Below are 15,360 nucleotides of genomic sequence, written 5' to 3' on the forward strand. Positions count from 1 at the left end.
ATTCGTAAAACTTGAACAGCATAAAAACATATCTAGAGCGTCCTATTTCGATTGCACCTTTGATTGTTTATAGGATACTATTTGGCATAATGGTATGCTATGGATGCCTGTGGTCTATTAGCAAAGGAGATATACAAAGTCGTTATTTAGAGCCACAATTTTTTTTCAAATACTATGGTTTTGAGTGGGTTGGATTTGTTGGAGAACAAGGCATTTATATCTTATATGGTCTTTGGTTTTTGAGTGCTTTGGGAATATTACTGGGGGCGTTTTATCGAGTCGCTATTTGGAGTTTTTTCTTTGTATTTACTTATTTGCACCTCTTAGATGCTACCAACTATATCAATCATTATTACGCCATATCTATTTTTGCCTTTTTTTTAGGTTGTTTACCTGCTCATGCGGCTTGTTCTGTAGATGCTTGGCGCAAACCTTCCTGGCAACGGCACAAGATGCCCTATGGGTATATTGCTGTTTTTCAAGGGCAAGTTGCTATTATTTATTTGTTTGCAGCAGTTGCAAAGATGAATTCGGATTGGGTATTCAATGCCATGCCCTTAAAAATTTGGTTACTACAAAGTCAAGATTTTCCAATAATAGGCACTTTTTTTCAATATCATGCGACCCATTTACTCATGAGTTGGTGTGGCTTATTATTTGATCTAACCATAGTCGTTTGGTTGTGGTTTTCAAAAACTAGGAAGTGGGGGTATGGGATGGTCGTTGTATTTCATACGCTAACAGGATTGCTGTTTAATATTGGACTGTTTCCAATTTTGATGATTTTTAGTACGGTTGTATTTTTTGACCCTATAGCTCAAGAAAAATTCTTAAAAAAATTAGGCGTAAAGTTGCAAAAGAATCAAGCGGATTGTATAACACCGACTTATCTAAAATATTTTTTTATAGGGCACTTTATCGTTCAAATATTGCTGCCTTTGCGGCACCATGTACTCTATGGAGGCAATATATTATGGACAGAAGAAGGTTATCGATTTTCTTGGCGTGTCATGTTGCTAGAGAAAGAAGGAATGGCTACTTTTTATGTAGAAGACCCTGATACAAAGCGACATTGGGTCGTTTCCAATCAAGAATTCTTAACCGCTTTTCAAGAAAAAAGAATGGCGATTCGACCAGATCATATTTTACAGTTTGCTCATTATATAGCGAAACGATATGCCCACCGTTATACCATTCAGGAACCAATTGTTCGAGCAGATGTGTATGTAGCCATGAACGGTCGAGTTAGTCAACGTTTGATAGACCCTACTGTAAACCTAGCAACGAAGTCAAGAGGAATTGGTCAGAAAGACTGGGTGTTGCCATTTTCTTATTAAATAGGATTAACCAACTCCTATATTGTGCCTGTGTTAGAAGATAATTCTTGTATAAGGCATCTTTTTTCGCAAGGCTTCAATTTCTTCTTTCGAAATTGGATTAAAATTAAGCGTCAAACGGCGCAATTTTTTCAGTTGTGTAATTTCTTCAGGAATGCTTGTAATTTGATTAAAACTCAAATCTAAACTGACTAATTGTTGAAGTTGGGCAATCTCTTTCGGGATTTCTTTAATTTGATTGCTACCTAAGTTGAGTACTACCAATGTTTTGCATTGAGTCAATACTTTGGGAAACGCTGTTATTTTATTTTCTTGTAATTTTAGCTGTCGCAATCGTTGTAGTTGCTTAAAATCTTCAGGCAAGGTGCTGATTTGATTGTATGACAAATCTAAAGCGACAAGATTTTTCCAATGGCTAACGACCGCAGGTAAGGAAGGCATCGTATTATTGGATAGGGCAACTTGTTTTAGGCTCTTGAGTTGCGCAAAAGAAGCGGGCAAGTCAGTTACTGCATTGTTATACAAATAAAAATTTTCCAATCGCTTTAATTTTCCAATGGTTTCGGGCAAGCTCTTGAGTGGATTGCTACGCAAGTCTAATGTTTTTAATTGTTGTAAATTGCCAATAGAACTAGGAAGTTGTGCAATTTTGTTAAAACTTAAATCCAACTCTTGTAAGTTTTGGAGGGCACCCAAATTGGATGAAATTTGCTCTATTTTATTATCCATCAAATCCAAACTTTCTAAGGAAATCAGTTCAAACAACTCAGGGGGAAGCACGGTTAATTCATTATCCATTAAATCCAATACCTTAATTTTAGGCATGTTTTTAATATAAGTTGGAATGTGTAGGAGTTTGGTAGAACTAAAATCAAGATGCTCTAAATTAGGAATTTGAGTAATTAGTTCTGGAATTTTGTAAAATGGGTTCACACTCAAATCCAAGCGTTTTAATTGTATCATATTAACAATGTTTTTAGGCAGGGTTTGAATTTTATTTGAACCTAAATTGAGGGTTTCTAAAGAAGGAAGCGATGTTATGGCAATTGGAAACGTTTTCAGTCGATTTGAATTGATATTCAGTTCTTGAAGCGCACTTAATTGCCCAAAGGACAAGGGCACACTATCCAAATTGTTGCGATACAAATTGAGTAATTTCAACTTAACAAAACCACTCCAGTCATGTGGTAGTTCTCGGATTTGATTATAGGTTAATTTGAGCTGTTCTAATCGAGGCAATTGGGCTAAATTAGTCGGAAAATAAGTCAAATGATTATTAGAATAGTCAACTACTTTTAGCTTAGATGCTGCTGCTGAAGTATGAAGCTCATCGATAATTCGAGAAATTCCACGTTGCTTAAAATTGGCTTGAATGGCTTGGTGTAGACTGTCAAACGCTAAAGGAGAAGCACCATATCGGGTGAAATGATAAATGGAATCTCTTCGCAAACTTTTGACATTGTAAAGCGTAAAATGCGTTAGCTTAGGAAGCTGCAAAGCGGCTCTGAAATCATAATGGTGGGGGCGGTCTACGACGATTTTTAATTGTTTGACGCCTTTGACCTTGGACAGTTGGTTTAAGGTATTTTGTCCATAAGTGCTATCTTTTAAATGTATATAGAGCTTTTTAAATTTTCCTTTATTAAAATCAGAAAATACAGTTGTTCCTAGCGGATCGGTATTAAAATGAAAATCTAAATAAGGAGCCCACTTTGCTTTTTTTATCTTCTTTTGAATTACTTCTGGAGCTTGTCGCTCTGTTAGACGCAGTTTGTATTGGCAAGAATAAAGGATTGAAAGGATAAGCCCTAATAAAAGATATTTCATATTTAGGATTAAAATAGTTTGGTACTAATGTACCCTAGGTGAATAAAGAATACCCAAATTACCAAAGGTAAATGAATAAAAAGCTTGGGATGGAATATTTTATAAATGAAAAAATATAAAGTAACTAGTAGGAGTGTTATTAACGTAATTAAAAAATTAACAGAAAGCCAATTATTAACTTCATTTAACATATAAGAACGAATCGTGCAACAGAAACTAGCTATACTAACGGCTTGCATGATTTTTAATGCCCAAAAAAAGTATTGGTTGGTGTCGTTATAGAGTGCCCAAGTTAGAAAATAAATGATGAGAACAATAAGTCCAATAGATTGTAGTATTGTTGCTGTAGGATAAGGAATCAATTGAAAAAAAACACCTACTAGAAGCATATTAGCTCCTAGAAAACGTAAAATATCGATAGGTTTGTTACTTTTAAACGGTCTTGCTTTATAATTTAAGCTGAATTGGGTTAAAATAATGAGTCCAATACCAAGTTCTGCACTGAGCAAAAGAGAGGCGTAGCCCAAGAAGTACAAAATGAGACTACAGGATGCTATACCCAATTGCCAAATAATAGTTTTTAGTGGGCGAGGGTTATGTGGTAGTTGTGGTGGTAGTTGATTGGGATTGTCTAATATTTCTTGAGTCATACGAATTTTTTTTGGACGATTACTTAAATCCAATAGTTGGTTGGAACCACGCAGTAGCAGCGAAGCTAATCAACGAACTATTATTATTAAATACATAGCAACAACATCTTTTTAATAAAACGATTGGAGCGTCAAAGAGTTTTGAAGTGACTTTGAAACCTTACATAATTAGACAAAATGAAAATATATCTTAAAAATATGGTTTGTCATCGTTGTACAATAATGGTACAAGCTATCCTTGAAGAATTACACATTCCTTATACATCTATACAACTAGGAGAGATAGCGTTAAAAGAGGCACTTAGCCACGAGCAAAAAAAAGTATTGTTGCAACGATTTCATGCTATTGGTTTTGAATGGATTAGTGATAAAAAGTCACAAACAATAGATCGAATAAAAACGCTTATTATTGAATTGGTGCATCACAATGACAATACTTTAGTTGATAACTTATCTTCCTATTTGTCCAAGGCCTTGTTACAAAGTTATGCTACTTTAAGCACCTTGTTTTCTGAGGTTGAAAATCAAACGATCGAGCATTATTATATTGCTCAAAAAATTGAAAAAGTCAAAGAGTTATTGATGTACGACGAGTTGACATTGAGTGAAATAGCATTCAAACTTAATTATAGTAGTGTAGGGCATTTGAGTCGTCAGTTTAAGAAAGTAACGGGCTTTACACCCACTTATTTTAAACAGTTAAAAGATAAAAAAAGACAGCAATTGGATAAGTTGTAATAATGATGCAAACCCTTCTAAAAATTGTGCAACAACTTTTAGTCTTTATGCCCTATTTTTGTGATAACAGTTGGTTAAAGATCTAACAGACTATTATTAGTAAACTAATTCGATGCCCTTACGGGGAATAATCTAATAGAATTAAAACGAATAAAAAATCATGAAAATATACGATATAGAAGGTTTGTCCTGTGCATCCTGTGCTTCAAGCGCTCAAAATGTCTTGGGGCGTATGGAAGGAGTAAAAGAGGTACGTGTCAATTATGCGACCAAGACAGCAGCAGTTGATACAACGATTAGCACACTCACCATAGACGTTTTGAACAATAAACTAGAGCGTTTAGGATTTGTTTTGCATCCCAAAAACAAAGACAGCCATACCCAACGCCGAGTGCGAGAACAAGAAGCATTGAGCACGCTAAAAAAAGAACTTCTGATAGGAGCTGTCTTTGCATTCCCTCTTTTTATTATAGCCATGTTTGTTCCAACAATTCCTTACAGCAATTATATTATGTTTGCTTTGACTCTGCCAATTTTGGGTTGGACAGGACAACGTTTTTTTATTAGTGCAGCCAAGCAAGCCAGTATATTGAAGGTAAATATGGATAGCTTAGTGGCTTTAGGGACAGGAACCGCATTTTTGTTTAGTACATTCAATACCTTTTTTCCTCAAGTGTTAGAATCCAATGGCATGGTGCCGCATGTTTATTTTGAGGCAGTTGGCGTATTGTTGGTGTTTGTTTTGTTGGGCAAATATTTAGAAACGAAAGCAAGTCAACAAACTTCTTCTGCCATAGAGGAACTATTGGCAATGCAAGCAACTACGGTGCAATTGCTAGAAAATGGAGTAGAAAAACAATTGCCAATAGAAGTCATTCAAGCAGGAGATGTATTAAAAATTCGTCCTGGTGATATTATACCTCTAGATGGTGTTTTAGTAGAGGGGACAGCAAGTGTTGACGAAAGTATGTTGACAGGAGAGTCTTTTTTGGTAACTAAAAAGCAAGGAGATAAAGTCTTTGGAGGTACAATTTTGCAGCAAGGGAGTTTTACGATGGAAGTAAAACGAATCGGAGAAGATACAGTGTTGGCTCAAATTATAGCTTTGGTGGAAGAAGCCCAAAATACTAAAGTTCCCATTCAAAAGTTGGTGGATAAAATTGCAGCGGTATTTGTACCCGTAGTGATGTTGATTGCTTTGTTTACGTTCTTGATTTGGTGGGCAAATGGGATGTGGGTAGAAGGTTTGGTAAATGCTGTAGCGGTGTTGGTGGTTGCCTGTCCTTGTGCTTTGGGCTTAGCTACTCCAACGGCAATTACTGTGGGTATTGGAGCTGCTGCTCGAAAAGGTATTCTAATGCAAAATGTAGCCGCAATCGAAGCAGCCAAAGATATTGATAGTATTGTGTTGGACAAAACAGGAACCATTACGGAAGGAAAACCCCAAGTAACAACCGTTGCATGGAAATCAGGTTTAAGTAATCAAGAATTTTTGGAGGCAGTTATCTGGGGGGTAGAAAATGAGTCTGAACATCCCATCGCCAAGGCATTGGTTGCGCATTATCAAGAGCAAGGAAAAAGGCATTCGTTTGTGATACAAAATTTTGAAAACCATTCTGGCTTTGGATTGAGTGCCACCGTTGGAGATGATTTGTATTGGTTGGGCAATCAAGCTCTTTTGAAGCTACAAAATATAACCATTGACAAAGAGTTGGAAGGAGTGGCAAAAGCTTGCTTGAGTGCTGCTAAAACCTTGGTGTTTTTTGTAAAAGGGCAAGAGGTGTTGAGTGTTATTGGTTTGAGCGATGTGGTAAAAGCACACGCCAAAGAAGCAATCAAAACACTCCAGCAACAAGGCAAAACGATTTATATGTTGACAGGGGACAACGAAGGCACGGCAGCTCATGTGGCACAAGAAGTGGGAATAACGGAATATCAGTCGAATGTATTGCCCCAAGATAAGATTGCTTTTGTTAAAAAATTGCAAGCTAGCCAAAAAGGCGTTATGATGGTTGGTGATGGCATTAATGATGCCCCCGCCTTGGCACAAGCTAATATAGGTGTTGCCATGAACAACGGTACTTCTGTTGCTATTAGTAGTGCGGATATTGTGTTGCGTCAAAATGATTTAAGGCAATTAGAGATAATTTTATCTACCTCTAAGCAAATGTTACAGATTATTCGACAAAATTTATTTTGGGCATTTATTTATAATATCTTACTAATTCCAATTGCTGCTGGTGTGCTCTATGCTTGGGGCATTTTATTAAACCCAATGGTAGCAGGTGGCGCAATGGCTTTAAGTTCTGTTTTTGTTGTTGCTAATAGCTTGCGCTTGAAAAAAATTGGATAAACAAAGAGTGGGCTTAGTAGATAGCTAAGCCACTTTTAACTAACTTTAAATTGGTTCTATTGCCAACATGAATTTTATCAGTAGCACCATTTTTATCATAAATAGAATTGCCTTCGTTTTTCCATCCAATTAAGCCGTCTTCGAGTACTTGAACGTCTGTGAAACCCATTAATTTGAGGTATTGAGCAACAACAGTACTTCGGTTTTTATTGGCTGAATAAACAATGACTCTAGCTTTTCTAGAAACCATCCAAACACGTTCTATAGAAAAATCTTTATAGCCAGTTCTTCTTGCACCTTGAATGTGACTAATTTCATATTCTTCCTTTGAGCGGGCATCAATAATAATGATTTGCTCTCTGTTGTTGGTTTTTATAACATATTCTAATTCTTTAGCAAGAATAGGAGGGATGCGGATGTTTTCAGGATCTTTGCAATAAGCTTCAAAATCAGGAAGTTCGTTAGGGGATAAAGCAGCAGCGTCTTGACTACTAGAGGGAGAAAACCCAAAAGGATCGTTTTGGGCAAAAGAATAAGTAGCATTATTCAATATGAAAAAACATATTAAACATGCCATTAAAATAGTTTTCATTTTAAAGGTGTTTAAAATCTCAGGGAATAAATTCTAAGTAAATTAGTGGGACATACTTAGAATCTATGATTCAACTTTTTTCTTAACTAAAATCAAGCCATTTTTTGATGATTTATTGGTGTAATAAGCTTTGAAAATGCTAATGTCTCCTTATTCAATTAAATAGCCAAGAAAAATTACATTTAAAAAATTGTTTATTGGGATTCATTCCTTGTTTTATTGTCAACAGAATAGAATGACAATGGCTTTTATAATTCTTTATTTACTGATGGAAATAATGGGTTGTTTTTTTATTAAAGAAGAATATAAAGCAATTGATTTCTCTTAAAAATACAGAAAGTCTCTTAGGTAGATTTTTGAAACTCTATGAAGTTAAACAACATAATTGGGGAGATTGTTTTTTATGTTGTAGTAGAATGTTTCGAAAAGAAATGTACTGGATTTGTTCTTTTAAAAAAGTTTTTTTGCTAGAATCATTAACATTGCTATTATGGTAGCTTAAAACAAAAATGCCCTCCCTTTCTACAGGAGAGCATCTTCTAAAAAAAATCACCAAGTCTATTTTTATTTATCTTTATATCTGACTTAAACCACCATCAATAGATAGCTCGATGCCATTAATAAAACTAGCATCATTACTAGCCAAGAAAACAGCAGCACTTGCAATTTCATTGGATTCACCAAAACGTTTAAGAGGTACACTAGCAGCAAAACCAGCACCCATTTCTTCAACATCTTTAGGTGTCATCCCTTCCATTTTGTCATAGATAGGTGTTCCGATAGGACCAGGGGCGATGCTATTGACACGAATTTTTCTAGGCGCTAGTTCTGTGGTTAATACACGAGCATAAGCACGCAAAGCACCTTTGGTAGCACTGTAAATACCAGCTCCTTCAAATCCTTTTTGATGAACAATTGAGGTATTGAAAATAACACTTGCACCATCATTTAAGTGAGGGATGGCTTCTTTTAATAAGAAAGCAGGTCCTTTTATATTAATGTCGAAGGTGGTGTCAAAGAGTTCTTCAGAAATTTGATCCGCAGGTGCAAATTGAGCAACTCCTGCATTGACAAAAATAACATCTATTTTGCCATAAGTATTAACTGCCTCTTCTATCAATCGTTTGTTATCGGCTAGACTCGCTTGATTGGCTAGAACAGCTTTAAAGTCTCCACTGAGTTGAGCAGAAGCTTCGTCCAAGGCTTCTTGGCGTCTACCAGAGAACACTACTTTTGCTCCTTCCTCCAAGAAATGTTGTACAGTAGCAAAACCAATTCCTGAATTACCCCCTGTAATAACGGCTACCTTGTTTTCTAATTTTTTCATTGTTTTAATTGTGTTTTAATTTTAATAATTATAAAACTGGAAAATTAGACCAGTCTGTTTAATTTGAAATTGTAAAAAAAATAAGTAAATCTTTTATGACTGTTAATAATCTACGATAAGATTGCATTCAATTACCTTGCAGTATATAGAATAGTAGTTAGCTATGCTGCTACTGCGTGGTTTCAACGAACTATTGAGAAGTGAATTAAATACAAAATGCTCCTTTTTGGATAGAAAAACTAAAGTAGGAGTAGATGATTAAGTTAACAATAAGAATTACTTAAGGTGCATATTAGCGTTAGCAGTTCGTCAAAAAAACTAATCAACAATACTTATTTGTTATTTTGACAGAATCTATGCATGCGCTTTAGCTGCAATAAACTCAAAAGTCATTTGATACCATTTGTCTAAATAGGTTCGATTATTTTGTGCTTTCATTCTAGAAAAAGCGCCTCCAATTCCCGCATGGATATATTCAGCGATATAAGAAGCAGAAAATTTGGTGGTAATCTCACCAAGATCTTGTCCTTCTTTGACACAAAGAGCAATTTCTTCAACAACTTCTTGAAAGTGTTGGTCTATTATTTTGCCAATATGTGTATTAATACCCGCTAATTCAATAGATAGGTTATTAATCAAACAACCAGCATTACAACCCTCTTTGTGATTGATATCAAGAATATATTCGTAGAAGTTACGCAACCGTTGAATAGGAGAAGGTTCTTTGCTATTCAAAAAAGAACGAATTAATTCTACGCTTTTGAAGCCATATAGTTTGATACTTTGCTCTACAAAATCTTCTTTACTACTAAAAAAATTATAGAACGAACCTTTAGGAATGGCACAAGTTTTAAGTATTTCATTGATACCAACATTATGATACCCACTCTTTCGTATGAGTTCAGAACCTAATGCAATGATATCTTCTTTGTTATACTTATAACCCATTTTATAGAATGAAATATTTGAAAACCAAATTAGACCGTTCGGTTTAAATGAAATTACATTGACCTTAACGTTTGTTTTTTAGAAAGGTTTCAAAGATGATAACTTTTTTTGCAAAAAAATAAAAAAGTACCTTCTTATTAGCTTCCCAAGCTATTCTTTTATGTTATCAATATAAGCTTATTTGGCAAATCTCCTTAGAAGAAGATATTACAGGATCATTACTTGGTAGAGCAATGAAATAGTTTAAATAATTAAGCGTGTATTATGATGATTTTTAGTGAACTATTGATGGAATAGTGTTCACAAATTTCTATTAGTTATCGTTATATTAAAAAGATACCTCATATCTACTTCACTTTTGGTGAAAATTTGACGATTACATTATTGTTGACTCTTAAAATGATAAAAATGAACCAAACCTATTTACATCTTACACAGCAAGTAATTTATTTTTTACTCCTCTGCTGTTCTTTTTTGTGGTCTGCCACAACCAATGCGCAATGCACCATTACTTTGCAACCAGATGGTATACAAGGAAAAGATGCCGAAGTCAATAGCTTAAGTTGTTCCTCATCTTACGCAGTGAGTACCAATTGGTGCGAAACAGTCAATGGCGGAACAACCAGTAATTTGCGTTCCAAAGCTTGGACTTGGTGGGGAACGCATGCAGCAATTCGTTCTTTGTTAGAGTTTGATTTATCATCTCTTCCAGCGGGATGTACGGTCACCAATGCTACCTTAATTATGCACAATGGAAACGACAACCCCAACGCATACCATTGTGGTCAAAACTCAACCATTCATCCCTGTTTGCCAAATGATATTTATTTGCATAGAATTACGCAGAGCTGGCAAGAGCATACTGTTAATTGGTTAAACCAACCTACTTATGCGTCGACGAATCTAGGAACAGACTATATTTTTGAAGGCAACAATAGTCAACCGTACAATGATTATAGTTTTGATATTACTGATATGGTGAATTTTTGGTTGGCAAATCCAGCTCAAAATCATGGAATGTTACTCAAACAACAAGATGAAACCAATCACTACAAATCAGTATGGTTTCGGTCTAGTGATCATTCTAATCCTGCTGTTCGTCCAGAATTAGTATTAACACTCAACTGTTCAGGAAACTGCGACAACATTATAGAAGGGAATATTTTTGATGACTTGAATGGAGATTGTGTGATGGGAACGAATGATTTGCCCTTAGAGAATTGGGTTGTTGAAATACTACCAGGTCCAATTTATACGTCTACAGATGTAAATGGTTTTTATAGAGCCAATGTACTAGATGGGACGTATACCGTTAATGTATTTAATCCAAATACCAATCTTTGGTATGCAGGTTGCCCAGCTAATAATACACAATCTGTCACAGTTAGTGGAGGGAGTACAGGCATTGCAGATTTTGCTTATGATGCGGCGTATTATTGCCCATTGTTGACCGTAGATGTTGCTTCTAATTTTTTGAGAAAATGCCATACCGAAAATTTTATTGTACATTATTGTAATCATGGTAATGTCGTTGCCAATAATGCTTATGTTGAAGTTAACTTTAGTAATGGTTTAACTCCTTTAAGTTCTGATGCTACTTATACGGTCAATTCTTCTAGCCAGTGGAGTTTTCCTGTCGGAAATTTAGCGCCAGGAGCTTGCGGTAGTTTTTATGTATTGACACAAATCAGTTGTGATGCAAATTTTGGCGATATAGAATGTGTGACAGCAGAGATATATCCAGATTATCCTTGTAGCGAATTGCCAGGTGACTCTACTGTTTGGGATCGTTCCTCGGTGATGGTTGTGGGAACTTGTCAAGGCGATACTGCTGCTTGTTTTACCATCACGAATACGGGGAGTGCATCGAATGGTAATATGCAAGGGACGTCTACTTATCGTATTTATGATAATAATGTCTTGGTTCATACAGGAACCTTTCAATTGGCAGGTGGAGCTTCTACAGTTATTTGTTGGCCAACTACAGGCAATACCATTCGCTTAGAGGCAGATCAACGTCCTGGTCATCCAGGAAATAGCCACCCCAATGCGGTCGTAGATAATTGTGGAAATAATAGTGCTGCTTTCAATTTAGGATTGACCTTGCCTGAAAATGATGCTCCTGCTGATATTGCTGTGGAGTGTGCAGAAGTTCGCTCTTCTTATGATCCCAATGACAAACGAGTCATCCCAGCAGGGGTAGGAGCACAGCATTATGTCGACCAAAATATTATGTTGGACTATAAAATCCGCTTTCAAAATACGGGAAATGATACGGCTCTGAACATTGTGATCAAAGATACTTTATCGCCTTATTTGGATCTTAGTTCGATACAAATTGGTGCCTCTAGTCATTCATACAGTTTTAGCATAGAAAATGGTCGAGCACTTAAATTTTCATTCAACAATATTATGCTCCCTGATAGCAATGTCAATGAGCCTCTATCGCATGGATTTGTTAAGTTTAAAATCAAGCAATTGCCTAATTTGCCAATAGGAACCGTTATTAACAATAGTGCTTCGATCTACTTTGATTACAATGCTCCTGTTTTGACGAACAATACCTTTTTGACAATCGGAGATATGAATCATATTTTAACTGTAAATACAGAAGAAATAGAAAAGGAGACTATTAATATCAATATTTATCCGAATCCGTTTGGAAGAAGTGCGGTGGTTTATGTACAAGGATACGAAGGAAAAGAACCGATTAATTTTGAGCTTTTTAATGCCTTAGGTGTACGTGTTCAAGTTGTTCAGACACTAGATCATAATTTCGAAATTAAGCGTAGCAATTTACCATCAGGAGTTTATTTGTATCGAGCTACAGCCAATCAATCTTTGTTGGGAAGTGGGAAATTAATTATAGAATAAACTAATGCTATTTTTTAGCCATACAAATTAATTCGTGATAATGTCTAATAGCTAGGAACTTAAACATGAGTCATCCCGAATTTATGAGATGACAAAAAAAATAAAAACTCTTGCGTAAATTTGGGATTAACGACAATTCCAAAACGACAAGAGTTTTTTTATGTATAAAACATACTTACAAGATAAAATAGAAAAAGGAAAAATAAATGGTGCCGACAATTTTCTTTTGAAAAAAAGTTCTAAATACTTAGAAGGATTACTGATAAAACTAGATGAGCAAATAGATAGCCGTTTGGTTAGAGCATTTTATAATCTATTCATTTCCATACTAATATTAAGAAACAAGAGTAGCGGTTTACTTTTAAGTGAGTTAGGCGGGTACATTTGTGGATTTCGGAAGGCACCAGCAGGGACAAAGCGAATAAGCAACTTGTTAAGGAGCAAAAAATGGGAACACAAGTTAATAAAAGACTATTTGTTTGAGAAGACAAAAGAGCGTATTGCCAGCTTGCAAAAAGAAGGAAAACGCCCTTTGTTGTTATGGGATGATTCTCGTTTAGAAAAGCCAGAAAGTTGGTGGAGTGAAGGATTGTGTAGTGTCTGGAGTAGTAAAGGCAAGCGATTAACAAAAATTAAACGCGGTTTTTACCGACCACCAAGTAGCAGAATATGTGTCCCTGGCTATAAGTGGACAGCTACGATGTTGTCTTGCCTAGGAGGAGTGCCAAGTGTTTGTCAAATGACTTGGTGGACAACAAGAGGCAAGCATAAAGAACTCGCTACTAATATCATTTTTCGTATGCTAAAACGATTAAAAAAGGAATTAAATACAGGAGTTCTACATGTTTTGGATAGAGGATATGCAAATATCTGGACAGTAGAGCATATGTTACATTTCCAACAAGATTTTCTGATCCGTTGGAAGAAAAATCATCTACTTATCGCTACGAAAAAAGGAAAGAAGAAAACACATTTATTAGCCCGTTCATTTAAAGGAAAAAAACCTAGATTAATTTATGACAAGGAACGAAAAGAGCAACGTTCTGCAACTATAGCATGGGGAGAAGTCTTTCATCCAGAGTTACCCGATATTCCCTTATATTTAGTTATTCTTAGAGACAAAAAAAGACAGACTCCTCCTATTTATTTTCTGACTTCTGTAATCATTACAAATGCCAGAACTGCTTGGGAAATGGCGAATAGCTATATGCATCGCTGGGAAATTGAGCAATCTTTTCGTTTCTGTAAAACAGAGTTAGCAATGGAATCTCCTAGATTGTGGTTTTGGGAAAACAAGCTTAAGTTATTAGCTATCGTTGCTTTGGTTTATGATTTTCTTTTAACTCTACTTCGAAATTGGAGAACTTGGGTCAACCTTTTCCTCCGAAACTGGGGACATCGAACAGGAAATCGGTATAGAAATACTTCCATACCGATTTACCGTCTTAGAGCTGCCATCTCCGTTTGTATTTTTTCTCTCTTTGCTCTATTACAAAATTCGGGATGACTCATGTTTATAAGATCGTACCGACTTCTACCAGCCCTTTGAGCAATTGCCCTTTTTGCCTTTTCCAAAAACGAATATCTGCAACAATAGAGCGAATACCAATGCGTTGCAGACCTGTATTATTCTTATCCCAATAATCGTAATATACTTGCGTGCTATTGATACAAAGTGCTCGTATGTCTTTTGTCTTTATAGCTAGTTGGTCACAAACAATGAATTACAAGGCTTTCCACTGTTTTACTTTTACTCGTTTGACAATTAAATCAATCACTTCCAAAATAAGCTCGTTGGTCAATTCGGTACTTTTATTAGCTTGCGGTTGTAAAAAAACTTCTAAGATACTTTCTGTTACCAAAGCAATCATAGGCTGGTTATCAACAGCACTTAGGTCCGTAATTAATTGATCAACAACACCAAAAACAATTTGGCTGGTTGCTGTATTTAACGTTTCTTGTATTTGAGCACCAACGATGGGTATTCGTTTGATTTGTTGTACTTCGGGATTGTTGATAACCGTATTTTCAACCGTCTTGACCACATATTTTTCTAATAGTTTTTGATATTGAGGATACTTTGTACGAATTCCTTCTTGTAGTGTTTGCCCAATGAGTTCCGCAATTTCTTTTTGGCGGGGTTGCAGTACTTCGCTCAAAATAGCTTCATTGAGCGGTTGTCCTCGATTGATTTCGCTTTTCGTTTGACTAAGTACCTTAATAACGACTCGATCTGATATTTCTTCAATAGCAATATTATAATAATAGGTCAATGTTGTAAACAGCGCATAATTATTCAAGTCGATGACTTGCCAACGATGTAGACGATATGTCAAGCCAATAATTCTAAATAAACGCAAAATACGGAAGGAACTGGTCGGGAAACAACCTAAGACATCATACCAATGAATGAATGGATAAAAGAACCACTTAGCATAGACTTTTTGTTGTATGGCTATTAGCCAACGAATAGAAAATTCGACAATAAAAATGCTGACAATGATACCATCATAAAAGTAAAAATCTTCATGAATAGATTCATAAAAAGGTAGAATAGGGTCTACTATTTTTTTGACCATATTGGTATTATACAAAGCGTCAAACATCAACCACGCTAAATCAAATACAGTTAGACCCAACATCAGCAAGTCGGTCATAACTGACAGCCAATTTAAAGGACTTTTGATATTTTGAAAGCGTGGCAACATCATTTT

At 35.6% G+C, this 15,360-nt stretch carries 11 protein-coding genes; 5 read left to right on the forward strand and 6 right to left on the reverse strand.

Going from position 1 to position 15,360, the window contains the following annotated elements:
* Window positions 1–11: 11 nt before the first annotated feature.
* Window positions 12–1,337, forward strand: a complete 1,326-nt coding sequence (locus tag QP953_RS06350) for an HTTM domain-containing protein (protein ID WP_309554333.1) — start codon at window positions 12–14, stop codon at window positions 1,335–1,337.
* A 33-nt stretch (window positions 1,338–1,370) separates the two neighbouring features.
* Here the strand turns inward: QP953_RS06350 and QP953_RS06355 are convergent, their stop codons facing one another.
* Window positions 1,371–3,164 (reverse strand): leucine-rich repeat domain-containing protein, encoded by a 1,794-nt coding sequence (locus QP953_RS06355; protein WP_309554334.1) that lies wholly within the window; start codon window positions 3,162–3,164, stop codon window positions 1,371–1,373.
* 8 nt (window positions 3,165–3,172) lie between these two features.
* Window positions 3,173–3,814: a hypothetical protein gene (locus tag QP953_RS06360; protein WP_052596675.1), complete on the reverse strand. Its 642-nt coding sequence runs from the start codon at window positions 3,812–3,814 to the stop codon at window positions 3,173–3,175.
* A gap of 177 nt (window positions 3,815–3,991) precedes the next feature.
* On the opposite strand from QP953_RS06360, the gene QP953_RS06365 reads away from it, so the two are divergent.
* Window positions 3,992–4,552, forward strand: a complete 561-nt coding sequence (locus QP953_RS06365) for an AraC family transcriptional regulator (RefSeq protein WP_052596677.1) — start codon at window positions 3,992–3,994, stop codon at window positions 4,550–4,552.
* A gap of 160 nt (window positions 4,553–4,712) precedes the next feature.
* Complete coding sequence (locus QP953_RS06370; RefSeq protein ID WP_309554335.1) at window positions 4,713–6,905, forward strand: heavy metal translocating P-type ATPase; 2,193 nt, start codon at window positions 4,713–4,715, stop codon at window positions 6,903–6,905.
* A gap of 13 nt (window positions 6,906–6,918) precedes the next feature.
* Here the strand turns inward: QP953_RS06370 and QP953_RS06375 are convergent, their stop codons facing one another.
* The 3 genes from QP953_RS06375 to QP953_RS06385 all read right to left on the reverse strand — a co-directional run bounded on the left by QP953_RS06375 (window position 6,919) and on the right by QP953_RS06385 (window position 9,772).
* The gene (locus QP953_RS06375; RefSeq protein ID WP_052596680.1) at window positions 6,919–7,497 is read right to left on the reverse strand and encodes a rhodanese-like domain-containing protein; all 579 of its coding nucleotides are present in this window, start codon (window positions 7,495–7,497) and stop codon (window positions 6,919–6,921) included.
* Between the two features lie 574 nt (window positions 7,498–8,071).
* Window positions 8,072–8,824 (reverse strand): SDR family oxidoreductase, encoded by a 753-nt coding sequence (locus QP953_RS06380; RefSeq protein ID WP_052596682.1) that lies wholly within the window; start codon window positions 8,822–8,824, stop codon window positions 8,072–8,074.
* A 354-nt stretch (window positions 8,825–9,178) separates the two neighbouring features.
* Window positions 9,179–9,772 carry a TetR/AcrR family transcriptional regulator gene (locus QP953_RS06385; RefSeq protein ID WP_052596684.1) on the reverse strand — a complete coding sequence of 198 codons (594 nt, stop codon included), beginning with the start codon at window positions 9,770–9,772 and terminating at the stop codon, window positions 9,179–9,181.
* 408 nt (window positions 9,773–10,180) lie between these two features.
* Here QP953_RS06385 and QP953_RS06390 point away from each other — a divergent pair, with 408 nt between their 5' ends.
* Both QP953_RS06390 and QP953_RS06395 read left to right on the forward strand, forming a co-directional pair.
* Entirely contained in the window at window positions 10,181–12,646 is a 2,466-nt protein-coding gene (locus tag QP953_RS06390) for a DNRLRE domain-containing protein (RefSeq protein WP_309554337.1), read from the forward strand.
* A 160-nt stretch (window positions 12,647–12,806) separates the two neighbouring features.
* Window positions 12,807–14,153, forward strand: a complete 1,347-nt coding sequence (locus QP953_RS06395; RefSeq protein WP_309554338.1) for a transposase — start codon at window positions 12,807–12,809, stop codon at window positions 14,151–14,153.
* 217 nt (window positions 14,154–14,370) lie between these two features.
* Here the strand turns inward: QP953_RS06395 and QP953_RS06400 are convergent, their stop codons facing one another.
* A complete protein-coding gene (locus tag QP953_RS06400; RefSeq protein ID WP_309554340.1) occupies window positions 14,371–15,357 on the reverse strand; it encodes an ion transporter in 987 nt (328 codons plus the stop codon).
* Between the last annotated feature and the right edge of the window lie 3 nt (window positions 15,358–15,360).

The sequence above is a fragment of the Aureispira sp. CCB-E genome, from assembly GCF_031326345.1.
Taxonomy (GTDB): Bacteria; Bacteroidota; Bacteroidia; order Chitinophagales; family Saprospiraceae; genus Aureispira.